We start from the raw sequence: 26212 nt of genomic DNA, 5'->3' as shown, positions 1-26212 counted from the left end.
AGTCCTATTAAGAAAAAAACAAGCCGATCGAGGAGTGATGCCTCGATCGGCTAAAGTCTTCTGTGGAGTGCGATCGCTCGTAGCCCTTTAAATGTGGAAGTGATACAAGATACTGCCGTCGTCTTTAATTTCGCAATTGGCATTAAATACTTCAGCTTGTTGGTTCAAAAAACGCTGAGCGACATCCGGCGACAGCCGCGTTTCCATCGCAAACCGCACCAGAGTTATTTCGCCGCGACCTTCTTTGATCAGTCGGTACAAAGCACTTTGGAGCCTTTCGCTTTCTTCTCGCTGAAAAGCTGCCTTGTATTTCCAATCGGCCACCGAAGGAATCAAACCCCGGCTGACCAAAATTGCCAACAGCAGGCCAATTCCCAAAATCAGAGGCACTGTCGGATCGCTCGTGGGCGTCGCCACAATTTGTGGCACTGTAGCGGCGGCCAAACTGCTGACCATTTCTTTTTCCGAAGCTTGCGTATCCGCCATTGCAAGCTGAGTTTTGTTGTAAAAGTCTTGCTGAAGCTTCATTTGCTGCAACAGGCGAGCGCGTTCTCTTTCGTATTGGTCGAGTTTTTGCTGAGCTTGTTTCAGGTCTTGAGTGACTTGTGCCAAGCGTTGATTGAGCGACTGATTGACTGATTGCCACCGATATCTGTTAATCAGGCGGCTTTTTTCCACCATGCCCTTCATCAACATATCCACCGTTTGGATTGCTTGCTCCTGATCGAGCGAGCGATACCCAACAACAATCTCTAGGGGTTGTTCCGGCTTAGAAATTTTGACACTAGCATTTTGTCGAACTTGCTGGGGCGACAGCTTAACTGCATCTGCCACTGCTTTGACAACATTATCTGCCAGCAGAACCTCTGGGGTGAGTTGCTCTCCCTGCTTGAGAATTGTCGTGCCCGTACTCGAAAATTTGACTGGCGGATTATTAGAAGTGAGAGTGCCTTGAGCCATGAATCCGGGGGGCGGGGCGAGGCGGTAGGCCAGGGCGCCTGAAATACCCATAATTACAGCAAAACTGCCTAAGGCAATCCATCTGTATTGATGTGCTGAAGATCTAAAACGTAAATTTCCCATTTTGATAGTCAAGTCATAACATTCACTTGCCGCAGCTCCTGCCAAACCCAAAAGCCATCGTTTCTTTCTGGTTAGTCAAATTGACTGCTGAAAATTTTCTCTGCTTCTACCTAAAAGCTATTAGCTTTTGAGAGTTGTCAATATTCATGATCCGAAAAAACCGATCGCCCTTTTATTTGAGCCGAGCTATAACTTCAGTTTTTGTCCTTAATAATTAATCTGTAACAAGGCTTCTGGAAGTCTACTGGCATCAGACTAGCACTCAGACGTGCGATCGCCTCGCCTCCCCGTGTTTGTTGACATTCAAAACAGTCTCCTTTTCACCCTTGGCAATTCTCCAATTATCTTACGTCTTGGCGTCTTGCGGACGCGGTTGAAGAATAAAAAAAACCTTAAATACTCTGCCTTAAAACTTAACAAGCAAGAATTATACCATGCAGTTAAGAGTTTGCTGCGTATTAAAAAAATTGTGGAGCTGGGCGCGAGACCAGCTCCACATATTCACATAACAATTATGGTTTGATCGGTTGATGGTTCCATCGAGCTCACAAGGGCGAAGGTTCAGAAGCCGATCGGCAAAATAAGACCCTCGCGTGCCATGACAGCCTTCGGAAAAGCGATTTGCACATCTTCGGCGATGCGATCGAGAAAATCGTCTGTGTGAGCCGGATCGTGGTGAAAAATCACCACTCGTTTCACCCGCGCCTCCTTAGCCATTCTCACGGCTTCCTGCCAAGTCGAGTGTCCCCAACCCACCTTCGGAGACTTGGGGTTGTGATATTCCTCGTCTGTGTACATCGCGTCGTAAATCAGCACGTCAGCGTCGAGGGCTAAATTGTAAACATTCTCATCTAGTCGATCGGGAAAATGCTCAGTATCCGAACAGTAAACAACCGATCGTCCCTGCCAACTCACCCGATATCCCATAGCAGTATTGGGGTGATTCAGAGAACCCGTCCTAATCTCAATATCGTCCAGCATCATCGTCTGGTTGTGATTGAGTTCGTAGAAATTCAAATCTGCCTGCAAACCCATCAGCGGCACTGGCGAATTCGAGTGGAGCACCCGTTCGACGAAGTGCCTTTTCATGCAATCTCCATCCGGCGGAGTCGCCCCGTAAATATCAAAGCTATTGCCGCGGATGAAAGCTGGGGCGAACAGCGGGAAACCTTGAATGTGATCCCAGTGATAGTGAGTAAAAAACATATAAGCTTGCACGGGCATTTCTTGCACCAACTGGTCTCCCAGCATCCGCAAGCCTGTTCCGCCGTCAAAAATCAAGCGTTTGCCAGCGACTCGCATTTCCAAACAAGAAGTATTGCCGCCGTAGCGAACAGTTTCCTCTCCGGGTGTCGGAACACTGCCCCGCACGCCCCAAAACTGTACTACAAAATCATCTATACCTTTTATTGATTCGGAGGGTTGAGGGCAATCAACGGGAGTTGCCGCTACAGAGGACAAGCTGATTTCCATTTTAAAATTCAGGCTTTAAGGTTCCACATTGTCCGTGATGGCGCAGCAGATGGTCGCACAACACTAAAGCTACCATCGCTTCCACCATTGGCACAGCTCTTGGCAAAACGCAAGGGTCGTGCCGTCCCTTGGCAGCCAGCAGCGTTTCTTCGCCTTCTCGGGTAACGGTGCGCTGCTGCTGGCGAATTGTCGCAGTCGGCTTGAACGCCGCCCGCAAAATGATATTTTCGCCGTTAGCAATTCCACCCTGAATTCCGCCAGAGCGATTCGTCACTGTACGAATTACACCCTTATCATCAGTATAGTATTCATCATTATGTTCGCTGCCCTTGAGCAGAGTCCCGGCAAACCCGGAACCAATTTCAAAGCCTTTGCTGGCGGGCAAGGACATGATGGCTTTGGCCAAGTCGGCTTCGAGTTTGTCGAATACGGGCATTCCCAGGCCTTTGGGGACATTGCGGGCGACGCATTCAACTACACCGCCGATCGAATCTCCGCTGTCGCGAACTTTTTCGATCAGTTCAATCATTCTTTCGGCACATTCGGCATCTGGACAGCGGACGATGTTGCTTTCTACTTGTTCTAAGGTAACAGTGTCCGGGTCGGCGACACATTCTAAGTCTTTGATGCGTTTGACGTAGCCGACTATTTCGATTCCTGCTGCTTGTTTGAGAATTTTTTTTGCGATCGCCCCTGCTGCTACTCTACCAATTGTCTCTCTTGCGGACGATCGACCTCCGCCTTGCCAGTTACGAATTCCGTACTTAGCATCGTAGGTAGCGTCAGCGTGGGAAGGGCGGTAAGTTGTCGCCATTTCGCCGTAATCTTGGGGGCGAGTGTCTTGATTGCGGACTAAAATTGCAATCGGCGTTCCCAAAGTTTTGCCTTCAAACACCCCTGACAAAATTTCGCAGGTATCTGCTTCTTTACGAGGTGTGGTAATTTTGCTTTGGCCGGGGCGGCGGCGATCGAGTTCGGCTTGAATTTCCGATGCGTCGATCGACACCAGGGGCGGGCAACCGTCAATTACTACTCCCACACCGCCGCCGTGAGATTCCCCAAATGTCGAGATCCGAAATAAATGCCCAAATGTGTTCCCCATGATGCTTTAGCCTGACACCTAATAATGTTTAGCTTAAATGGAATAGAGATTTACTGTATTTCTGAAAAATATACCATTTGACGAGTAGGCGACAGGCGATCGCCCCACAGCATCACTTTTTTCCCGCTATAAAAATACCTCCGAGCCGATGGCGAGAGGGATGGGGAGAGGGAGAGAGGGAGATGGGGAGAGGGAAAAAATCTTCCTTCTTCCTGACCTCCGTTACATCCGATACATTGCTCGTTACCGAACTTCGTTCTTCTTTAGTCTTCGTGTTCTTCAAAAGGATCTCTCAATTCCTTAGAAGGGGGACCGAAAGCGGTGTAGATCGAGAATCCGGTGATTGCGACCAGACACACACCCAGTGAAATGCCAAGAACTGCTGCAGGTTCCATATTTTTGATCTATTATGAGTGATCCACTCTATAATATTACAAAAAATAACAATCCGTCTGAAAGTCTAGTGATTTTAGGCGCAATACGGTATGGTGCCCAACCCCCACTCCCCCTTCTCCCAGTCCCCCATGCCACATTTCTGAGAAATTGCGATCGCAATTAGCGGTAGAAATATGTCAAACTTTTCTGTAGAGATTCATTGTAGGTGACTTATGGCACAACGGACTTGGTTAGGAGATATACTCAAACCCCTTAACTCAGAGTACGGCAAGGTCGCTCCGGGTTGGGGCACCACGCTGTTGATGAGCGTTTTCATTGGACTGTTTTTCGTGTTCTTGTTGATTATTTTGCAAATCTACAACTCTTCGCTAATTCTGGAGAGTGTGGATATGGATTGGTCGAGTCTCGGCCGCTAAAAATTGATCGCAAAACAGTAAGGCTAAAAGTAAAAGCTGAGGGTTGAGGAGAAAGGGTAAAAGCTAAGTTTTCCCGTTTTTCCTTACCCTTTCCGATTACTTTTGGCATAAATAAACAAGAAGTAACTAAATAAATTGCAGGAGAAAAACCATGAATATTTTTGGCATTGGGTTGCCGGAAATGGCCGTTATTTTTACGATCGCCCTTTTGGTATTCGGCCCGAAAAAATTACCCGAAATCGGCAGGAGTATGGGGAAGGCAATTCGTGGCTTTCAAGACGCTTCGCGGGAGTTTGAGTCGGAGTTCACGCGGGAAGCCAAGCAGTTAGAAGAAGCTGTAGCAACTAGCAGCAAACCCGAAACTGAAAAACTCGCGGCGGCGAAGCCCAAGGAAGATAGCACAGACAGTTAAATGAACAACACTCAGAAGTCGGAAACACCAGCGGAGTTAGTGATTCCCCAGCTAATAGTTGGGTTGGGAAATCCCGAACCTAAATACGATCGCACCCGACACAACATAGGCTTTAATGCTGTCGATGCCTTGGCTAAATCTTGGCAGATTTCGCTGTCGGAAAATCGCAAATTTCAAGGCATATTTGGCGAGGGAAACCGGCCGCGGGGACAGAAAATCCGCTTGCTGAAACCGCTTACTTACATGAATCTGTCGGGCCAAGCGATTCGGGCAGCGACGGATTGGTACAAAATACCTGCGGAGTCGGTATTAGTAGTATACGATGATATGGATTTGCCGATCGGGAAATTGAGAATGCGACTTGCAGGTTCTGCAGGCGGACACAACGGCATGAAATCGACAATTTCTCATTTGGGTACAGACAAATTTCCCCGCTTGCGGATTGGCATCGGCAAACCTCAAAACGATGCTGCTAAAAATGAGAAAGATACGATTTCCTTCGTGTTAGGAAAGTTTTCCTCAGAGGAAAGTCAGTTAGTAGAAAAAGTGCTTAAACTGGTTGTAGAAGCTGTGGAACTAAGTCTCCACCAAGGAGTAGAAAAAGCCATGAGCCTTTACAATAGTCGCACAATTGCAGAAACAAACGCGGAAACAAAAAGGTGAGTTCGAGACGTTTGCCTGAAACAACTGCATATGTCCGAGTTACTGGCCAATCTTGGCAAAAAGGCACGATTGAGGGTGAAGTGACTGCCGGCAATTTTGAGTGGCAGTTTCAGTGGCGTTTCACGTCAGAAAAAACACTGATACTTGAGCCTTCTCAGGGTAGGGCATTGATTCAGGAACCGCTGCACCGCTTTCTGGAGAAATGGGATTATCAATTAGAACCAGGTGGCGATTATTCGTTTACGGTTCGGGCTCAGTTTTAAAATTTTGGTAATAGGAAATGTGGAAACGGTAATTGGCAATAAAAACTTCCTCTAGTAAAATATACCGATTCCCGTAGTTCTTTAATTAATGAGGGGGAATCGCTGTAATGAGAAATCGGTAAATGGTAATCGGGAAGGCAAACTTTCTCTAGTAGTATCTCCCGATTCCAGTAATTCTTGAATTAAAGCAGGGGGCGTCGCTTCTCGGTAAGCCCCGCAATAATACATTGTCAAAACAGCTTTGTAAGCCCAGTGATTGGAAGGTACATCGCTAAAAGGATTTGGCAAAGTTTCAGCTTGATTCTGCACGCAAGCATTGAGAATTGGTTCTCGTATTACCTGCACTTGAACTAAAGAATTACTTGGCTTGGCTTGTGTGGTATTTTCTGCTTTTGCAGGATCAAAGATACCTGTAGAAATTAACAGTGTAGCAGTTGCAAAGATGGTGAGTTTCATACATTTATAAATTTCTGAATAAGTTGATTAGTAGTGAGTAGTTTAGTCTTCAAAATAGGGGAAAATAAGCAGTCTTCGTCCTTACTACAAACTTTTAGAATGTTCAGACATTTTTCGCATTCCCAAGGCCAAGACACTCAAAAACAACAGCCCCACGGCCCCAGCTAGCGGATTGCCGTTAACTCCTGTCACCCACTCGGGAACCGATGCCGAATATCGCACTAACTGCCCGATGTTAATCATGTAATATCCCCACACTAAACCTGCATGAAGCCCGATCGACAAACCGAGGCGATTTTGGCGCGATCTTTTTCCCCAAACCAGAATCAAACCCAGCAACAACAACCCCGGGAACTGCGGCCAACTCCGCAGCATGGCCGCGACAGGTTTGATAAAATGAGATAGAGCAAACACCAGGCTATTCGCCCACAGAGATATTTTATAATTGTAATCCCGCTGCAACTCGTCCAGCAACCAACCACGGAATACCAACTCCTCCGCAAAACCGACTCCAAGGGCGCTTAATAGCCCTTCTGCGATGATTCTAGGCAAATTATTTGAATTTTGCCACGCGACTAAGCCGAACAGCCCTTGCACCGCAAATAAGCTGAAAGTGAGCAAAAGCCCGATCGCCAATCCAATTAAAAGCTCAAAACCGTTTTTTCGCGTATTGATTAAACCGTAACTTTTGAGTAATTGGGTTTGTCCGTAAACCTGTTTTCCCCAGCGCGGCACTAGGAACAGAAACTCAGTAAACAACAATCCCATTGTCAAAATAGTTGCTAGGTTACTATCTTTAACTAACAGATAAATTGGTGCTGCTAGTGGCAGCCAAATTGCTAACAAGCTTAATAGAAAAATTATCACACGTAAAGGAAATGGATAACTGGCTATTATTTGGAGGCGGTTAATCATTGTTGTAAATTAAACAGGTTTTACATGATATCTGTAGGGGGACAGCATTGATGTCTCTCTACCCGGATTCTAAACACACCCTTGCGGTACCCCTAATGTACAAAGCAGACAGAAAAAGCTAGAATAGCATCGTATAGGTTGAAACTTTAAGTGAAGCAAAGCTATAACATCAGGTAACAATGACTGAAGCCTCTGATTTTTCAAATGTCGATCGCGAATTAGATGACACAATTTTAAGCTTCGCAGACATTCAGGCAGAACTCAACCTGCGCCACGCTAAAGATGCTCTGCGAGATATAGTAGAAAATCTCGACTTGACAGTTCAAGAGCGAACTGGACTGGAGCCGGAAATTGGCGGGTTGGAAAAAATGCTCGACAAGCTAGAGCGCGCTTGCGTGCAAATAGCTGTGTTTGGGATGGTGGGAAGGGGAAAATCTTCGGTTTTGAACGCGCTGTTAGGTCAAAATGTGTTTGAAACTGGCCCGACTCACGGGGTGACTCGCACGACGACTATCGGGCAGTGGGATGTCGGAGAGGGAATTGATGAGAATTTGCCCGATGGCTTACGCCCCGCTACGCTACGACTTTCGCCAGTTATTTACCGTTTGTCGCAAGTTGAATTAGTCGATACTCCGGGAATAGATGAAGTTGACGGCGAAACTCGCGAACTTTTAGCCCGTCGCGTTGCTCAACAAGCTGATTTGATTTTGTTTGTGGTGGCTGGCGACATTACGAAGGTGGAATATGCAGCACTTTCGCAGTTGCGGGAAGCCGGAAAACCGATGTTATTAGTGTTTAATAAAATTGACCAGTATCCTGATGCAGACAGGCTGGCAATTTATCATAAAATTCGAGACGATCGCGTGAGAGAATTGTTGTCTCCCGATGAAATTGTGATGGCGGCGGCTTCCCCTTTGACGGCGAGGGCGGTGCGCCGTCCCGACGGAAGTATGGGGGTGCAAATGACTCGCAGTTTGCCACAAGTGCAAGATTTAAAATTAAAGATTTTGGAGATTTTAGACCGAGAAGGCAAATCTTTGGTCGCGCTGAATACCATGCTCTGTGCGGGGGATATTAACGAGCAGTTGGTGCAGCGAAAAATGGAAATTCGAGATAACGCGGCTAATCGAATTATCTGGAACGCGGTAATGACTAAAGCGGTGGCGATCGCACTTAATCCAATTACTGTAGTTGATATTCTTAGCGGTGCGGTAATTGATGTGGTGATGATATTAACTTTATCTAAAGTTTACGGCATTGCGATGACGGAAGCGGGCGCGGTGGAATTGCTGCAAAAGATTGCGATTAGTATGGGGGGGATTACTGCGGGTGAATTGTTGGCTAATTTTGGTTTGAGTTCTGTGAAAGGATTGTTGGGTTTGGCGACGCCGGCGACGGGGGGTTTGGCTTTAGCGCCTTATTTGTCTGTGGCGGTGACGCAAGCTGCGATCGCGGGGGTTTCTTCCTACGGTATCGGTCAAGTTACTAAGGCTTATTTGGCTAATGGTGCTTCTTGGGGAGATGATGGGCCAAAGGCTGTTGTGAGCAAGATTTTGTCTTCTTTGGATGAGGAGTCTATTTTAAATCGGATTAAGGAAGAGTTGCGGGCTAAGTTGGATTTGGGAAGTGTGGAAAAACAGAAATCTTAGGGATCGGCTGTTTTACGTTGACCCAGCAATCCTGGCGCAGCCCTGCCGCAATCCGGCAGGGGTTTAAACCCCTACCTCAAAGCTAAATTTGTGTGAAGACAATTTAACAAATTATTAGGATAACAACCTGTTACCAATTACTAATTATTACTGTATCTTACTAACTCATGACTTAGGCAATTGGCAGAGGTTGGGCGATTGTGGCAAATAAGGTGTGCTGTGCACACCCTACTCTAATTCCGCGAAGGCGGACTTTGTTTGTGTAGCCGCCAATTCGATTCGGCGGATTAAGATCGAATTGTTAATCATAATTCGATTTGGCGGCTTAACATCAGGTTTTTAACCCTAATTCGCTCCTATTTATAACCTCTATTTTTCTCCGACCAAACGCGGGTTGGTAGCCCCCAAACATAGACAAATCCTTCAGCAGCTTTGTGATCGAATTCGTCCTCTGCGCCGTAGGTTGCTAAGTCGAAACTGTAGAGAGAATTTTCAGATTTGCGGCCAACAATTGTCGCATTTCCTTTGAATAGTTTGAGTCGCACGGTTCCAGTTACTCGCTTTTGCGTGTCCTGAATAAATGCGTCTAAAGCGGTTTTCAAAGGATTGTACCAAAGACCGTTGTAAATCATTTGGCTGTAGGTTTCTTCGATGCCGCGTTTGTACCGAGTCACATCGGCTGTCAAGGTCAAACTTTCTAAATCTCGGTGCGCGTGCATCAAAACTAAAATCGCTGGTGTTTCGTAAATTTCCCGCGATTTAATCCCGACTAAGCGGTTTTCAATCATGTCAATCCTGCCGACTCCGTGGTTTCCAACTATTTCGTTGAGTTGGGAAATTAGGGCAACTGGTGATAATTTTTTGCCGTTCAAACTGACAGGATTTCCGCAATCGAAATCGATTTCTATGTATTCGGGTGTGTCGGGAGTTTGTTCGATCGCCTTTGTCATCAAATACACCTCTTCCGGCGGTTCCGCCCAAGGATCTTCGAGGATTCCGGCTTCGATTGCCATTCCTAATAAGTTGCGATCGATACTGTAAGGGGAAGACTTTTTCACCGGGGACGGAATGCCGCATTTCTCGCCGTATGCGATCGTTTCCTCGCGGCTCATTTTCCACTCCCGCGCCGGTGCTAAGATTTTAATCTTGGGGTTGAGCGCGCCGATCGACACATCGAACCGCACCTGATCGTTTCCTTTACCTGTGCAACCGTGGGCGATCGCATCTGCACCGTATTTTTCCGCAGCTTCTACTAACAATTTAGCAATCAGCGGGCGAGCCAGGGCAGTCGAAAGGGGATAACGGTTTTCGTAAAGTGCGTTAGCTTGAATCGCTGGAAACGCATAGTCTTTGACAAATTCTTCGGTAGCATCAATAACTAAAGATTCCGAAGCACCGGATGCTAAAGCTTTTTTGCGGATCGGTTCTAATTCGTCTCCCTGTCCCAAATCCGCGGCCAGAGTAATTACTTCTTCCACACCCCACTCGTTTTTGAGGTAAGGAATGCAGACTGAGGTATCGACTCCGCCCGAATATGCTAGCACAACTTTTTTAGCGCGACTCATTGCTATTTACATCCTGAATTTAACTGACATCTTGCACCATTTACTATAATCTCGCTCCGGGGCGGGCTAGAAGAGCCCAACCCACAAGAAAATTTAATTTGTGTGGAACAGGCCAGAAAGGCTGTTTCGGAGAATGGTGCAAGATATCCGATTTAACCGACTTTTCATTATGCACCTAATTGAGATCGATTCTTGTCAGAAATAGTACAGATTTATATATTCTTTTTTTGCTAAACTTTGCTATTTGGGGGGGGAGTTGCTGCGGAAAATCTGCTACCGTGGGATACGGTAACTTTGGAGATGGGGAAAAACCGTGTTTTTTAGTGTTGTGATTCCGACGTATAATCGTAAACCGATTTTGGCAAAATGTCTACTGGCTTTGGAAAATCAGCAGTTCGGTGAGATTGTGAGAGAGTATGAAATAATAGTGGTGGACGACGGCTCGACGGACGGGACGCTGGAGTGGTTGGCTGCAGATGCCGACTTGTTGCCTCATGTGCGATCGATCGCCCAATGTCACCAAGGCCCCGCCGCTGCGCGCAATTTAGGCGTTGAAGATGCTAAGGGCGATACGATTATTTTTATTGACAGCGATTTGGTGGTAACAGAGCATTTTTTGCAAGCCCACGCAGATGCTTTGCTACAGGGTTACAAAGATACTGATGCGGTTTTTACTTACGGCAGCGTGATTAATACTTGTAATTTCGATAATCCTACTTCGGAACCTTACAAAATAACCGATTTTTCGGCTGCTTATTTTGCTACGGGAAATGTCGCGATCGCCCGGCACTGGCTGCTGGCTGCTGGACTGTTTGACAATCGCTTTCAACTGTACGGATGGGAAGATTTAGAGTTGGGTGTGAGGTTGAAAAAATTAGGTTTAAAATTGATTAAATGTCCGGCGGCTGTCGGCTATCACTGGCACCCACCTTTTAGTTTAGAGCAAATTCCTGGCATGATTGACCGAGAAATTCAGCGCGGGAGAATGGGAGTTTTGTTTTATCAAAAGCACCCTAGTTGGGAAGTGCGGATGATGATTCAAATGACTGTTTTGCACCAAATACTGTGGGGATTTTTATCATTAGGTGGGATGCTGAACGAGCGGACAATGACTCCTTTTTTGCAGTGGTTGATTGACCAAGGTAAGCCGCAGTTAGCTTTAGAAATCGCTCGAATTTTTCTGAATTGGTATAACGTGAAAGCCGTGTACGCCGCTTGTGGGGAATTGCAGGCTGAGACAAAGATACCATAAATCAGCCGCCGGACGGTGTAAATAAAATATAAGATATTGTAGGAGTGTTTCAGGGTCCATTGGTGTCAACTTAAGCTCAAATATAGTAACGGTATACTGTTTGACAATTATGCCTAAATTTTCCTAGCCTTGCTTAAGAAAGGGGATTTACCGGACTCAAGACTTGGATAAAAACCAGAGAAACAAAGGATTTTAGTCTTAAGTTGATACCACTGATCGGGGAGGTTTTTAATTGTCCTTTCGACTAAGGATATTTACTTAGAATACACAATAGCTATCCACCAGATAAAGGCAAGCGAAATCGGTTTCTAGACATTATAAAAATTTTACCTTTAATCAAACTTGCTTGCTGAGCCTGTGATTTGATAAATCTCGGCTGTTTTCTTGATGGGCTGCGATAATTAGATTTCCACACATTTTCAAACTATTCTTATTTTTGATATAATTACAAATAATTTAGGAGTGTGCTATCTACCCAAGAGTTGTGCTGGTTTACCTGAGAGTGTTAGCTACAAACGGTTAATGACTTAAAAGTATTCCCACATAAAAAATTTGAGTAATTTGAGGGTCTGCTGTGAATACAACTGACGATAAAAATCCAAGACGAGAAACAATTAGACTTCCCAAAAGTGCTTTCCCAGAAAATATTTTAATGGTGGACGACAATCCAGAAAGCTTGCGACTTGTATCCCGGCTTTTATCTAAGCGGGGATATAAACTGCGACCGACACGAGATGGCAAATTAGCTCTCAACTTTGCTCTATCGAGTCCACCGGATTTGATTTTGCTGGACATCATGATGCCCGGTATGGATGGCTATCAAGTCTGCGAACAGCTAAAAGCTTCTCCGAAAACGAAAGATATTCCTGTGATTTTTATCAGCTCTTTAAATGAAGTTTTTGATAAAGTCAAAGCTTTTTCACTGGGGGCGGTAGATTACATTACTAAACCGTTTGAAATAGAAGAAGTCGTGGCTCGCGTCGAAAATCAACTGCTGCTCAGTCGGCTTTCTAAGGAACTTGTGGCAAAAAATGCGCTGCTAGAAGCTGAAATAGAAGAACGTAAGCGGATCGAAGCACAACTACGAGAAAGCCAGCACTGGCTGTCGGCAGTAATTAAAACGAATCCTAATCTATTGTACGTTTACGATTTGATAGAAGAGAGAAGTCTCTACGTCAACCGCGAAATTTATAACGATATTGGCTACACGTTTGAAGAAATACAGCAGATGGCAGCCACATTTATTCCTAAGTTAATACACCCTGACGATATCCCTGCATTCTCAGAACAAAGAAAAAAACTTGAGGCAGCAAAAGATGGCGAAAGCTTTGATTTTGAATACCGGATACAGCAGAAGAATGGTGAATATCGGTGGTTTTGCAGCCGGGAGAGCGTGTTTGCCAGAACACCGCAGGGCAAACCTTGGAAAATTCTGGGAACTGCTGCTGAAATTAGCGATCGCAAACAAGCAGAACTCGAACTTAAAACAGCTTTAGCTGCTTTGGAACGGCAAATCAAGCAAAGATTTCTGCTAGAGACAATTACTCTCGAAATCCGCTACAGCTTAAATCAAGATCAAGTTTTTCAAACAGCGACAGCCCAAATAGGTAGAATTTTTAATGCCGATTACTGCTTGATCCACACTTACACAGAAAACCCATTTCCCAAAATTTTTAATGTCGCTGAGTACAGAAAAGCCCCATCAAGATCGCTTTTAGATTTAGAAATTCCCATACAGGACAATCCTCACGTTCAGTTTTTACTGTCCCAAGATCAAGCTGTAGTTTCTGACGATGTTTTTGCCGATCCCCTGCTAGAAAATGTCAGAGATTTGTGCTGTCAAATAGGATTGAAGTCGATGATATCCATCCGCACTTCCTACCAAGGAAAAGCCAACGGAATGATATGCTTGCACCAGTACGATCGCCCGCGTAACTGGACACAAGATGAGATCAGATTATTGAAAGCTGTGGCAGCACAAATGGGAATTGCGATCGCTCAAGCCAATCTTGTCGAACAAGATAAACAACAGCGACTTAAACTTCAAAAGAGCGAAGCTAGTCTAGCAGCCGCCCAGAAAATTGCCCATATCGGCAGTTGGGAATTTGATTTAGTCACCAATAAAATTACTTGGTCAGAAGAAGTATTCCGCATTTTTGGTCTTGACTCAAGTGCAACTGAACCGACATCTGCCAAACTTTTAAAGATGTGTCATCCCGACGACAGAGAATTATTTCAACAAACAGTCAGCCTAACTATCTCACAAGGCATTTCCTACAAAAGAGAGTTTCGATTTTTGCATCCTAGCGGTCAAATTATATACCTGGAAGGAAGGGGAGAAGCTGTTTTTAGCGAAACCGGGGAAGTAATAAAACTGTTGGGAACAGTAATGGATATTAGCGATCGCAAACAAGCCGAAGCAGAGTTGCTGCTTAGCGAACTGCGAGAACGAGAAAAAGCGCAACAGCTAGAACAAACTCTGGAATACTTAAAAAATGCTCAATCCCAGCTAATTCAATCCGAAAAAATGTCAAGTATCGGGCAAATGGTAGCGGGAGTTGCCCACGAAATTAATAACCCTGTCAACTTCATCTACGGAAATATTATTCCCGCCAAACAGTACGCTTGCGATTTACTAAAATTGCTCAGTCTTTATCAGCAACACTATCCCGAACCAGTTCCTGAAATAACTCAAGAATTGGCAGAAATAGAGGTAGATTTTATCGCTGAAGATTTTCCTAAAATCATGGCTTCAATGCAAGAAGGTGCTAACCGAATTAAGCAGATAGTGCTGTCTTTGCGAAACTTTTCGAGACTTGATGAAACAGCTCGCAAAGTAATAGACATTCATGAAGGGATAGAGAGCACTTTGGTGATTTTGCAGCACCGATTGCAGTCACAGCAAAAACGTCGCGAAATTCAACTCATTAAAAATTACGGCACACTGCCAAAAATCGAGTGTTATCCGGCTCAATTAAACCAGGTATTTATGAATTTGTTGTTGAATGCGATCGACGCTGTGGAAGAGTCATCAGCAAACTGTACTTGCAAAGTTAACCAAATTCGCATTGTTACTGAAGTCAGCCGAGAAAATCAAGTGTGTGTGCGGATTTCTGACACCGGGCCCGGTATCCGTCCCGAAGTTCAGTCAAGGATATTTGACCCGTTTTTCACTACCAAACCGATCGGCAGTGGCACTGGTTTGGGATTGTCGATTAGTTACCAAATAGTTAAAGACACCCACGGCGGAAATTTGGAGTGTCATTCAGAAGTTGGCCGGGGAACAGAATTTGCGATCAAACTTCCGATTTCGCAAAAGTTGAAAGTTAAAAAAAGTTAAGAGAAGCTGTTATATCATGTGCGTTAAATTAACTATAATTCTTCTGGGGCGGGTTCATCAACAATCTATAATATCAGCCAGAGAAAAGCGTAAACCCGCCCCCATCGTCAGATTTGGGATAATTCAAGGGATATCCTATTAATGATCTATCAAAACCTCTTATAGTGTGTGTAATAACCAGACATTTTCTCCAGTATTTCACGAGTATTTCATAAGAACGGTTTGTGATTTAGTTTAATCTAATCCTAAGCGTGATATAATTAAGAGTTGGCCTTATGAGGCCCAGACGTTGCGATGCTAAAATTAGTAGTGAATATTACAGTTGCTATTATACAAACTCTGTCAACATACGTCTGCTGTAGCGTCTACCACATTTTAACTGAATTATGACTGACTCAATTCGCTTCCTCATGTGTGCTCCTGACCACTACGATGTGGATTACGTGATTAATCCGTGGATGGAGGGCAACGTACACAAATCATCGCGCGATCGCGCCGTCGAACAGTGGGAAAAACTCTACCACGTCCTCAAAGAAAACGCTGTGGTAGACCTGGTACCCCCCGCAAAAGGCTGGCCCGATATGGTTTTTACCGCCAACGCAGGCTTACTTTTAGGTAATACCTTCGTCCTCAGCCGTTTCTATCACAAAGAACGCCAAGGCGAAGAACCCTATTTCAAAGCATGGTTTGAAAGCAAAGGTTTCACCGTGCACGAATTGCCGAAAGACTTGCCGTTTGAGGGTGCGGGCGATGCTTTGCTCGATCGCGAAGGACGCTGGTTGTGGGCAGGATACGGCTTCCGTTCCGAACTCGACTCACACCCGTTACTAGCAAAATGGCTCAACATAGAAGTGCTTTCGCTGCGTTTAGTTGACGAGCGTTTCTATCACCTAGACACCTGTTTTTGTCCCCTGACAGGTGGCTATTTGCTCTACTATCCAGCAGCATTTGACTCGTACTCCAACCGCTTAATTGAAATGCGAGTGGCGCCGGAAAAACGCATTGCCATTGAAGAAGCAGATGCCGCCAATTTTGCCTGCAATGCCGTCAACATTGACAAAGTTGTGGTAATGAATAAAGTTAGCGAAGCTTTGAAAACGCGCATCACTAATGCTGGTTTTCAAGTAATTGAAACGCCGATGACAGAATTTCTGAAAGCGGGCGGCGCCTGTAAGTGTTTGACGCTGCGGGTAACGGAACCGGTGCAAGAAGAGCGATCGGCAAACGTGATGGTAGAAAGCCGCACAATTCGCATGGAAGGTCACTTGCTCGATGCTGGTTTAATCAGCCGCGCGTTAGACTTAATTATCGAAAACGGCGGCAGTTTCCAAGTGCTCAATTTCAATTTAGGAGAGCAGCGCCAAAGCACATCATCTGCGGACGTTAAAGTTTCGGCTCCTTCCCACGATGTGATGGAGGAAATCATGGGACTTCTGATTGACTTGGGTGCAGTGCCCCCGCCGCAAGAGATTTGCGACGCTATTTTAGAACCGGTAGTGCAAGATGGCGTCGGCCCGGACGACTTTTATGTGAGTACGATTTATCCCACAGAAGTGCGGGTAAATAACCAGTGGGTGAAAGTGCAAAATCAGCGCATGGACGGTGCAGTTGCTATTACTGAAACTGTCGAGGGTCCACTCGCTAAATGCAAATTACTGCGAGATTTAAAAGTAGGAGAAAAAGTCGTTGTAGATGTAGTGGGTATCCGCACCATCCGCAAAACCGAATCGCGGGAACAGCGCAATTCTCAAGAATTCAGTTTTATGTCCGGCAGCGTTTCTAGCGAACGCCGCGTAGAATTGGTGGTGGAACAAGTAGCGTGGGAATTGCGCCAAATTCGCGATCGAGGTGGCAAAGTTGTAGTTACGGCAGGGCCTGTTGTTATCCACACCGGCGGTGGCGAACATTTAGCGCATTTGATTCGCGAAGGTTACGTACAAGCGCTGTTAGGCGGAAATGCGATCGCGGTTCACGACATGGAACAATCGAGCATGGGAACCTCTTTAGGGGTTGACATGAAACGCGGTATTGCTGTGCGCGGCGGACACCGCCATCACTTGAAAATAATTAACAGTGTGCGACGTTACGGGAGTATTGCAAAAGCTGTTGAAGCCGGGCTAGTTACTAACGGTGTCATGTACGAATGCGTGAAGCATAATATCCCGTTTTCCCTAGCAGGTTCTATCCGCGATGACGGCCCGCTTCCTGACACGCAAATGGATTTAGTTAAGGCTCAAGAAGAATATACTGAGCTGTTACGAGGTGCGGATATGGTGTTAATGCTCTCGTCTATGCTGCACTCAATTGGTGTGGGAAATATGACGCCGGCGGGTGTGAAGATGGTCTGTGTGGACATTAATCCGGCGGTGGTGACGAAATTGAGCGATCGGGGTTCGATCGAGTCTATTGGAGTTGTTACCGATGTGGGATTGTTCCTGAGTTTGTTGGTGAATCAATTGGATAAATTGACCAGTCGCCATCATGTAACTCAATCTGTTTAGATGTAGCGCGGAATCGGCGGTTGAAACTGCGTCTGTACAAATGAAGTCCGCCTTTGCGGACTGAAGAATAAAGCGCGTAGGGTGCGCACCGCGCACCTTACGAAATCATTATAAATATTGAGGGCAAAAGCAATGGTACAGGAATTAATAGACCTGAAAAATTGTATTTTGGAAGGCAGGAAGGAAGATGCTTTAGCAATTGTCGATGAGTTAGAGGGCATGAGCAAACAAGCAACTCTGCGGAATATTGGTTTTTTTTTTACTGATTCTGTTAATCCATCTAATTAAAAACCAAGTTGAACAGCGTTTGACAAATTCTTGGGCTGCTTCTATTGCTAATTCGGTCCGAGGTATTAAAAAGCTCAATCTCAAAGATAATAAAACATCTTACTACATCAACTCTGCCGAGTGGGAGTCTTTTATAGAAGATGAACTAGAAGCCGCAATTCGTAAGGCTAGCAGGGAAGTGTTGGAAGGAAAGTTAAGCCGCGCTCAACTCAATCACAGAGTGGACAGAGAGCAAATTATGGCGATCGCAACAGGGCTACTGTCCCTGACATACACTTATTCTCGAGGTGAATTCGAGGATGCGATCGACGAATATTTGTCGCATTTACCTGGGGGTGAACATTGGAATGTATAGAGTAAAAAATAGAAAAATTCATTGCTGTATGATACTGACGGTAATAAACGATGTGTGCGATCGCACCTATCGAAAGCTATTCGTAAACCAGAGCCTGGCTGGGGCGGTTTGACTGCCTCGAACTGGCTTTTTTACCGATTTTGTCAATTTGCCCCTACATCCGCTGCAGCGCCTGATATTCCAATAAAAAACCTCAGACCCGCAAGTCTGAGGACCGGAGTTCCTGAAAATCGTCACTTCTTACTATTGTCGCCAACACACAGCACAACATACAAGAGGGGTGCAACCCTGCACGGCAGCTTTTGGCAGACATAAATTGCTTTCTGACTCGCAACGCGAAAGCAATTTTTACTTCAACACTTCACGAAAGCAAAACAATTCTTCTCGCCATTTTCAGATCGGGGTTGATAATTTTGCTTTAGGATGGGAGCCTATCCTCGATCGCAATATAAGGAGCACCGTGAGTCCCCGTATATATTTGAGTAGGGCGGTAAATGCGGTTTGCTTCTAGCTGTTCCTTCCAGTGGGCCAACCAGCCGGCAACACGGGCTATCGCAAAAACTGGTGTAAATAAGTCCAGCGGAATTCCCATTTTTCGGTAAACCAGACCAGAGTAGAAATCTACATTTGCATAAATTCCTTTGTGGCCCAATTTCTCTTCAACCACTTCTTCTAATTTGACAGCAATGTCGTAATAATCATCGCGGCCGAAGTTGTCAAATAACTGTTCTGCTAACCCTTGGAGAATAGTTGCTCTCGGATCTTTCACCTTGTAAACACGGTGGCCGAAACCCATGATCTTGTCCTTATTTGCAACGCTCTTCTCGACAAAAGCCCGCACGTTTTCTACCGAACCAATTTGCTCCAACATATCAATCACTTCTTCATTAGCTCCCCCGTGCAGCGGCCCCGCCAAAGTGCCAACTGCTGAAGCAATTACCCCGTAAGGGTCTGTCAGTGTCGAAGCTGTTACCATTGCCGAAAATGTAGAGGCATTAATTGTATGTTCAGCGTGAAGAGTCAGACAAGTGTCAAAAATGCTAGCTAACAGCGGATCGGGTTCTTGCTCGTTGAGCATATAAAGAAAGTTAGCCGAGTAGTTCAAGTCATCCCTCGGTCGCACCGGGTCATTTCCCCGTCGCATTTGCTGGAACGCTGCTACCATTGTGGGAATTTTCGCTAGCAGCCGCACTACAGCTTCTCGAATATATGCTGGGTTAGCCAGAGCTCTGCGGGAGTAGAACAAGCCCAGGGCGGCCGCTGAAGCTTGCAGGGCGTCCATGGGATGTCCTCTTTCTGGAAAGCATTTCATCATGTCCCGGATGCGATATTTGATCCGGCGGTGATAGCGAATTTCATGCTCGAAAGCTTCTAGTTCTTCCTTTGTCGGAAGTACCCCCCAGATTAATAAATATGAAGTTTCGAGAAAGGAGCTTTTGAGTGCCAGTTCCTCGATGCTAATCCCGCGATATTCCAGCAACCCTTTTTGTCCATCGACGTAGCTAATGCTGGACAAGGTGGCGGGAACACCTTCTAAACCTGGTTTGAATTCGCCGACGACCATTGCGATACCGTTTTGTGTGAGTTCAATCTACTAAAAGTACATTACCAGAAACGAAGATAGTGTCACAGTCTTGACAGATAATCATTTAATTGGGGTTCAGAAACCGAGTTTTTCAACAGACAGCCCGATCGCACCGCTGCGTACTCGCCCCTTTTTCCCGGTTTCGCCGTCCCAGAATGGAGTTTTAAGAGGGCTGGCGCGTCCTGTTAATGTCGGGGCGGTTTGCTGTTTCTAGGAGACCAAAAACTTGGGCGCAGTTAGCCAAAACATTTGGCTGCGGCCCACTGGGGAGCCGGTCTCCGGGAGGATTAAGCCGATGATACCTGCTTTTTTGAGAATCAGGGCATCTTGCGATCGAGCCCAAAGCAAAGTTTCTGCCCAGTGGCCTAAGTCGGGTTGGTGGCCCACCAGGGCCAAGCTGCGACTACCTATTTCCTGCCACTGTTTGTACCACTCCAACCAGTTCCCAATGTCTCCTGAAGGTGCGAGAGTGGCGGATTCTTCTATTTTGGAACACAAATCGGCTGTTTGTAGGATTTGGGCAGTTTGCTGCGCCCGCATTAGGGGACTGGTGAGAATCAAGTCAAACTGAATTTCGAACTCGTACAGCCGCTGGGCGATTTTCCGGGTTTTACGCTCGCCTTCTTTAGTCAGCGGGCGTTCTGAGTCTGTATCATATTCTTCGGGTGCGGCGGCGATACCGTGCCGGATCAGGTAAATAACCATATATTAATACTTCCAGGCATTGGGTCCTGTTTTTCTAGGAGCAATCTAGGATATACCTACCTTTTGCCTATTCTACAACTGGATTAACCTCTGGCGCCGTCATCGGGTTTGCGCTTTTGTAGCGATCGCGCCCTTGTCGTTTCGCATCGTACAATGCTCGATCGGCGACTGCAACGAGTTCATCGGGTGATATTTCCGCAGTGGGAATCACAGTTGCAATTCCCATGCTCACAGTCACGATTGAGCTTACCTCAGATTGCTCGTGAGGGATTCCCAAATCTCGGATTGCCTGACGCATCGACTCAGCAACCGCGATCGCCCCGGCAGCATCCGTACTCGGCAGGATAGCAGCAAATTCTTCGCCCCCATAGCGCACAAACAAATCGGTAGAACGTTTAACCGCGGCGGCACCAGCTTTCGCCACTTGCACCAAACAAGTATCCCCAGCTTGATGTCCGTAGCAATCGTTATATCGCTTGAAATAATCTACATCTAACATAATCAACGAAAGCTGTTGTTTGCCCTGCATCAGTCGGTACCATTCCGACTGCAATCGCTCATCAAAACAGCGGCGGTTTGCTACTTGTGTTAACCCATCTGTCGTAGCAATTAATCTTTCTTGTTCCGCCCGGTGTCTGAGCATCTCCTCCGCCCGCTTGCGTTCTGTAATATCAGCAAAAGTCGTCACTACCGCATACGGTTTAGACTGATTGAAATGGAACAGCGGTTGAGAATTAATCGAAATCCAAGTCAGCGTTTTATCCGATTTGTGAATGCCCATCACCACATTCGATCGCCCTTGTCCCGTGCGCAGGGTGAGGATTGCCGGATGCTGTTGGCCCGGAAACGGTTGGCCATCCTCCCGAACGATTCGCCAGTCTAAATCTACGGATGTGCGCCCCATCATTTGCTCCGGGGTCAGCCCTAGAATCCTTTCGGCACTAGCATTACACGCAGTAATTTGTCCGTTTGCTAGCTGGAGTACGACACCTTCTGTCATGCTAGTAATCACAGAACGGTAGCGTTCCTCACTTTCCTGTAATTGACTCAGGAGAATGTTTTTGGCATCAAACTCTGAAGCCAGATGCAGGCTGCTTGCCAGAAACCCGGCCATCAGTTGTAAGGTCTGGATATCTGACTGTGTAAAGGCACAGGGTTTAGCTGAAAGCACTTTTAAGACCCCAACCCGATCGTCTTGATAGAACAAGGGAACAACCACCATTGACCGCAGACCAATGCGCTCACAGGCAGCCCGATCCACCCGTGCATCGGTTTCTGAATCCTCGCAAAGCATGATTTGACCAGTCGCAATACATTTTCCCGATAAACTTGTCCCTACTTTGATCCGTAATCCAACATAGGCGCTGGCGATACCGCTGGCTGCCCGATACACCATTTCATCCCCTTCAACCATTTCAATCACTGCTCCATGGGCGCGGGTCAAATCTTGAGTCCTCTCTGCAATCACAGCCATGACTGCATCAAGATTGGGATTGCGGATGGCGATTTCCTGTTGGGTAGCAATCACTATACTCAGACGCTGGAACTCTAGTTTTAATGCTGCTTCTGCTTGCTTGCGATCGGTGATATCCTTCATAAAGCAGTGATGCCCGATCGATCGCTCCTGCGAGTCGTAGGCTGCCAACATCACCAATTGCTTGTAAAAAATCGAACCATCTTTCCTGATACCACGGGCCTCAACCTCCACTCGGCCGCAGGCCAGCATTTTTTGATAAGCCCCCATCATCCTGTCGCAGTCGTCGGGGTGAACTGTTTTCTGCCAATTCATACCAACCATTTCTTCAGGCTGATAACCTGCTATATTCGCGTAGGCTTGATTAACGGTGATGTACCGTCCGAAAATATCCAGCCGCGAGATGCCCTCAACTGCATTAGCAAGAGCTGTACTCAATTCTCTGAGTTCTGTTTCCGCCTTGACAAGATTTGTAATGTCTTGGGATGTACCAAACAACCGAATGACTTGTCCCTCTGCATTGAGTTCGGCCTGTCCTCTGGCTTCAGTATGGCGGATAGAACCATTCGGGCGCAAGACTTTGAGGCGCAATAGATAAGGCTCTCCCCGAGTCAGCGCTCGTTGAACTACCAGGTGTAGCTGTTTGGCACTTTCGGGATGGTAAAGCCGCAGGTTTTCTTCATAGGTAGGTTCGCCCAGTGCCCTGTCGCGTCCCAAAATCTCAAATAGTTGGGGAGACCAGGTAATTTTACCCGTAATCACGTCCCATTCCCAGTTACCGATTTGGGCAACCCGCTGGGCTTCTGACAACCTGGTTTCATTCTGTTGCAGGGCAGTTTCTGTTTGCTGGCGACGAGCGGTAATGTCATTTTCGTTGACGACCAACATCGGGTTGCCTGTTACCGGGTCTTGGGTACACCGCACGTCGATCCTGTGCCAGCGAATCCCAGCCAGAGTAATCACTTGAGCCTCAGTGATCGATACCTCGCCGTACCCTTGAACTCCCATTGCTCGCTCTCCTACCTGAGGGTCAACAAAGTGGCTTAGAAAAGCATTATCTGACGCAGAGCGAGGGTGCAGCGCATCCCCATAACAGCGCAATGCCGCCGGGTTTTCCAGCAGCGGTAAGCCTTCTAGGGTGTACAGGGAAACCATGAGCGTGGTGTGCCGGAGTGCCTCGATCGATCGCAGGATTTCCGGCTCCATTCGATCGGCGCTTTCGACCGTACCCTCGACCAGCATTGCCAAACGCCCGCCCTCAATCCCGATCCCAGAACACCGACAGCGGACAGAAACAGGCTGACCGCCCGGGTAAAACGTCCACTGCTCGGACAAGGTTTTGCCTTGCTGAAACTGCTGCAGATATGTCTGCAAGCGAATCCCAGTAGACTCTGACACATCGCTAAAGTTGCGGCTCGCAAGTTCTTGCCGGCTAGGAGCATTCCACAGGTACAAGGATGCTTGGTTTGCCCACCGCATTTGCAAATTCTCAATATCAAATATCCAGATCGGGTTTTGCAACAAGTCAAAGGCCGTGAGGTGGACAATATCGCCGCTCAGGGAATAGGCAAACTCTAGTGGTAGACAATTTTGATGATTGACTCTGGGCGCGCTTTCTGTAGTGGTTGCAGTTTGATTTGGTTCTGTTTCGAGTTCCGGCGGTTGATTTGGCCCCAGTACCGGGCGGTGAGATTCCAAGTGCCGGATCCTCAACCCGATGTGCATTGCAACCTGTTGCAGGATCTGAACGTCGAGAGGTTCCCACTGACGCGGACTTCGGCAGTGATGAGCAATCAACAGTCCCCAAAGCTTCGGAGATTGCTGCGGTTTGCCATCTAGCAAGATTGGCGCAACTAAATTTGCCTGAACCTGGAGGCGATCGAGCAATTCGACATCACAAGCTTGAAGAGAACCGCTGTGAATATCAGAAATGCTGCTCGTTTGTCCCTGGCTGTAACGCTCTACCCAGGTAGCTTCACAGCAAGAATCATAAATTTGTTTTCCTAGGATTCGCGGCCACTGAGCATCAACCGATTCAGCAAATACTACGCCATTTCCTTTTGGTAAGAAGCGATAAATAATCACGCGATCGGTTTGCAGCAGCACCCTAGTTTCTTCTACCGCACTTTGCAAAATTGTCTCCAGCTCCCCGAACTCGTTGATTTGAAGTGCAATTTCAGAAATTTTTTCTAGATTTTTCTCTAACGACCAAGAGAAAGTCTGGTTTGTAGACATCTCCGCGTTCCTTTTTTGTTAAGCAATTTTTTACTATTCTAGCCTGCCACAAAAAAATATAATAATTTCTTTTAACTCGTAGCAACTGGTTGCTTTCTTGAGAAAAGAAACCCACATTTTATGTTGAAATAAAGACTTTCATGAAAGGCTATAAATCTTTTTTCCTTAGCTAACTTCTCCCAAAAATATGTTATCGTTATCCCTCTCTCTTTTCCTTATTATACGGCGCTTTTTTATAAAAATTTATCAAAACTCTCCTGCCGCAACTCTAAAAATTTGTTATTTTTTTAACTAAAATAGAGTAAACCTCAAAAAAATTAGCCTCGATAATTATTAAATTACAATAATTATGTTGTGGGCTTTAGTAAACTAAATAAAACTAATTTTTACCCGCAACCTGGGGTTTTTACCAAAATACTTCGTTGCCTCCCTTGACCCTAGTAAAAAAAACGGTTTGTTGGGTGTGTATTTTTGGTAAATTGGGATAAAATTTATTATTGTTAGTCCTAGACGGAGCAACCGGGTTTTTTAACCCCCTTACTCCGCTCAAACCCTCAATAAGAGTTAAAAAACCCGGTTGATGAGAGTTAGAATGCGTCCAGGGCTAATTCTCAAATAGAGATTTTGCCCGAAACGAGAAAAAAACGTGGCAAAAGCTCGTAGTAACCGGAGGCGGAACCGAGGCTCTTGCTGGAATCAAGGCCACACCTAAAAACTCCCGAGTTAATGGTCGTAAACAGGATTGTCTTTAGGGCTAATTAAATGCAGCAACTTTTGCTTTATCTGATCATCAAATACTTCCCATTTTAGCCTTGCATAATCGCTGTTCTCATTGCCGCCAGAAAGAAATCCCACCGGAATTTCAAAACCTCCAGCTTGACTTCTACCACCGCCAAAAAAGCGTCCTTGAGCATCTTGACCGAAGGCTTCTTTAATGAATTCGTCGGGGTCGAGAGTAAGTTTATTAGTTCGCAGCGAGCCAATTACTACTTCAATTTCTTCGTCTTTGTCGTGAACAATTGCGTAGACAACTGCTGTGTGTACGTTCTCTTCTGTTACTAAAAAGTCCGCCGCTTGGGGAATAGAATCCCGATCGTCATAGCGGAGATAGCCGATGCCGGCGATCGAAAAATTGTTCTGGACAGTGCGGTGTTTGAGCGATCGCTCGATCGCGTCCATCACCCACTTAGAACGAGACGACTGCAACACCGCATTCAGCAACTGCGGGTCGTAAAACCGGCTCAAATAAGCCGCAGCTAAAAAGTCCTCCTCCTGAGCTTGTCTGAGGGCGTTCGTATCCGATCGCAAACCGTGCATCAAAGCTGTAGCGCACTTGATGTGCAGACTGACGCTGGCGTCGAGAGTTAGGAGTCCAGCCTGTAAATACTCGGCAAAAATCGTGGCTGTAGCGCGGATTTGAGGGCGCAAATCGGTAAATTCTGCGTTCATTTCTCCCTGCAAATTGTGATGATCGATGACGGCGGCGATCGGAACTCCAGCCGCTAAAATATACTCGGTTAAGTTACAAGTAGTCCCTTGATTGTCTATGAAAGCGCAGCCCTGAAACACCGACAAATCCTTAGTTTTTACTGTTTCCAGCGTCCACCGCTGCAACGGCAACCCTGTCAATTTAACTAAGGCAATATTTTCTTGGTGGCTGAGGGCCCCGGCGTAGATCATCTCGCAGAGGATATCGTATTGTTCGGCGATTAATTTGTAAGTCCAAGCGCTTGAAAGTGCGTCGGGGTCTGGAAAATCTTGCAGCAATATTAATTGACGAGTGCCTTTGTTGCGATCGAACATTTGGCGCAATTGCTCGACTTTGCGATCGTGCAATTCCTCGCGGAGACGGCCGCGATTCTCTTGGGAACCAACTTCGGCTTTGCTGCGCCGTTTTCCAGGCGCACTCACTGCGGGTACAACCTCGCTGCTGGCCTCAAGTTCACCTTCGCGGTTGCCAGATGTTTCATCAGAATTGGTAGGGAGATGGTCTTTCATCGTTGAAAATTAACAATTTAACTATTTCAGGATTTGCACGGCATTCGATCTTAAACCCGGCTTCTTTGTAGATGCCTTGTTGTCAA

The 26212-nt window shown here is 46.3% G+C and carries 19 protein-coding genes and 1 pseudogene; 9 read left to right on the top strand and 11 right to left on the bottom strand.

Annotated features, from left to right (window positions below; all coding sequences use genetic code 11):
- Positions 1–87: 87 nt before the first annotated feature.
- The 4 genes from QUA27_RS23780 to psbN form a co-directional block, all read right to left on the bottom strand.
- Entirely contained in the window at positions 88–1011 is a 924-nt protein-coding gene (locus QUA27_RS23780) for a GumC domain-containing protein (RefSeq protein WP_333071074.1), read from the bottom strand.
- 633 nt (positions 1012–1644) lie between these two features.
- Complete coding sequence (locus tag QUA27_RS23775; RefSeq protein ID WP_333071073.1) at positions 1645–2556, bottom strand: MBL fold metallo-hydrolase; 912 nt, start codon at positions 2554–2556, stop codon at positions 1645–1647.
- Position 2557: 1 nt separating this feature from the next.
- Positions 2558–3658, bottom strand: a complete 1101-nt coding sequence (gene aroC, locus QUA27_RS23770) for a chorismate synthase (protein ID WP_333071071.1) — start codon at positions 3656–3658, stop codon at positions 2558–2560.
- A 263-nt stretch (positions 3659–3921) separates the two neighbouring features.
- Complete coding sequence (gene psbN, locus QUA27_RS23765) at positions 3922–4053, bottom strand: photosystem II reaction center protein PsbN (protein WP_006633693.1); 132 nt, start codon at positions 4051–4053, stop codon at positions 3922–3924.
- Positions 4054–4266: 213 nt separating this feature from the next.
- Here psbN and psbH point away from each other — a divergent pair, with 213 nt between their 5' ends.
- The 4 genes from psbH (at position 4267) to QUA27_RS23745 (ending at position 5808) form a co-directional block, all read left to right on the top strand.
- Positions 4267–4470, top strand: a complete 204-nt coding sequence (gene psbH / locus QUA27_RS23760; protein ID WP_015176007.1) for a photosystem II reaction center phosphoprotein PsbH — start codon at positions 4267–4269, stop codon at positions 4468–4470.
- Between the two features lie 151 nt (positions 4471–4621).
- On the top strand, positions 4622–4882 hold the full coding sequence (locus QUA27_RS23755; RefSeq protein WP_333071069.1) for a TatA/E family twin arginine-targeting protein translocase: 261 nt from the start codon (positions 4622–4624) through the stop codon (positions 4880–4882).
- On the top strand, positions 4883–5545 hold the full coding sequence (pth, locus tag QUA27_RS23750) for an aminoacyl-tRNA hydrolase (protein WP_333071067.1): 663 nt from the start codon (positions 4883–4885) through the stop codon (positions 5543–5545).
- Positions 5542–5808, top strand: a complete 267-nt coding sequence (locus QUA27_RS23745; protein WP_006633689.1) for a DUF3146 family protein — start codon at positions 5542–5544, stop codon at positions 5806–5808. The genes pth and QUA27_RS23745 overlap by 4 nt, the downstream gene beginning before the upstream one ends.
- Before the next feature lie 81 nt (positions 5809–5889).
- Here QUA27_RS23745 and QUA27_RS23740 read toward each other — a convergent pair whose 3' ends face one another.
- Entirely contained in the window at positions 5890–6264 is a 375-nt protein-coding gene (locus tag QUA27_RS23740) for an S-layer protein (RefSeq protein WP_333071064.1), read from the bottom strand.
- Positions 6265–6348: 84 nt separating this feature from the next.
- Positions 6349–7179: a CPBP family intramembrane glutamic endopeptidase gene (locus QUA27_RS23735; RefSeq protein ID WP_333071062.1), complete on the bottom strand. Its 831-nt coding sequence runs from the start codon at positions 7177–7179 to the stop codon at positions 6349–6351.
- A 179-nt stretch (positions 7180–7358) separates the two neighbouring features.
- Here QUA27_RS23735 and QUA27_RS23730 point away from each other — a divergent pair, with 179 nt between their 5' ends.
- Positions 7359–8828 carry a GTP-binding protein gene (locus QUA27_RS23730; RefSeq protein WP_333071061.1) on the top strand — a complete coding sequence of 490 codons (1470 nt, stop codon included), beginning with the start codon at positions 7359–7361 and terminating at the stop codon, positions 8826–8828.
- A 356-nt stretch (positions 8829–9184) separates the two neighbouring features.
- Here QUA27_RS23730 and QUA27_RS23725 read toward each other — a convergent pair whose 3' ends face one another.
- Positions 9185–10393: an argininosuccinate synthase gene (locus QUA27_RS23725; RefSeq protein ID WP_333071059.1), complete on the bottom strand. Its 1209-nt coding sequence runs from the start codon at positions 10391–10393 to the stop codon at positions 9185–9187.
- Positions 10394–10706: 313 nt separating this feature from the next.
- Here QUA27_RS23725 and QUA27_RS23720 point away from each other — a divergent pair, with 313 nt between their 5' ends.
- The 4 genes and pseudogenes from QUA27_RS23720 (at position 10707) to QUA27_RS23705 (ending at position 18129) form a co-directional block, all read left to right on the top strand.
- Positions 10707–11645: a glycosyltransferase family 2 protein gene (locus tag QUA27_RS23720; protein ID WP_333071058.1), complete on the top strand. Its 939-nt coding sequence runs from the start codon at positions 10707–10709 to the stop codon at positions 11643–11645.
- 574 nt (positions 11646–12219) lie between these two features.
- Positions 12220–14985, top strand: a complete 2766-nt coding sequence (locus QUA27_RS23715) for a PAS domain-containing protein (RefSeq protein WP_333071057.1) — start codon at positions 12220–12222, stop codon at positions 14983–14985.
- Positions 14986–15371: 386 nt separating this feature from the next.
- Complete coding sequence (gene argZ, locus QUA27_RS23710; protein WP_333071055.1) at positions 15372–17486, top strand: bifunctional arginine dihydrolase/ornithine cyclodeaminase; 2115 nt, start codon at positions 15372–15374, stop codon at positions 17484–17486.
- A 132-nt stretch (positions 17487–17618) separates the two neighbouring features.
- Positions 17619–18129, top strand: a pseudogene (locus tag QUA27_RS23705) (DUF29 family protein).
- 418 nt (positions 18130–18547) lie between these two features.
- On the opposite strand, the gene QUA27_RS23700 reads toward QUA27_RS23705, so the two are convergent.
- From QUA27_RS23700 to QUA27_RS23685, 4 genes are all read right to left on the bottom strand, one after another.
- Complete coding sequence (locus tag QUA27_RS23700; RefSeq protein WP_333071054.1) at positions 18548–19693, bottom strand: citrate synthase; 1146 nt, start codon at positions 19691–19693, stop codon at positions 18548–18550.
- Positions 19694–19924: 231 nt separating this feature from the next.
- On the bottom strand, positions 19925–20419 hold the full coding sequence (gene sixA / locus QUA27_RS23695) for a phosphohistidine phosphatase SixA (RefSeq protein ID WP_333071053.1): 495 nt from the start codon (positions 20417–20419) through the stop codon (positions 19925–19927).
- A gap of 67 nt (positions 20420–20486) precedes the next feature.
- Entirely contained in the window at positions 20487–24128 is a 3642-nt protein-coding gene (locus QUA27_RS23690) for a diguanylate cyclase domain-containing protein (RefSeq protein WP_333071052.1), read from the bottom strand.
- 723 nt (positions 24129–24851) lie between these two features.
- The gene (locus QUA27_RS23685) at positions 24852–26126 is read right to left on the bottom strand and encodes a DHH family phosphoesterase (RefSeq protein WP_333071050.1); all 1275 of its coding nucleotides are present in this window, start codon (positions 26124–26126) and stop codon (positions 24852–24854) included.
- Positions 26127–26212: the final 86 nt, after the last annotated feature.

The organism is Microcoleus harperi Pol14_C6 (assembly GCF_036701295.1).
Lineage (GTDB): Bacteria > Cyanobacteriota > Cyanobacteriia > Cyanobacteriales > Microcoleaceae > Microcoleus.
Note: the sequence above shows the minus strand (reverse complement) of the source record. Positions and strands in the feature narration are given on the sequence as shown.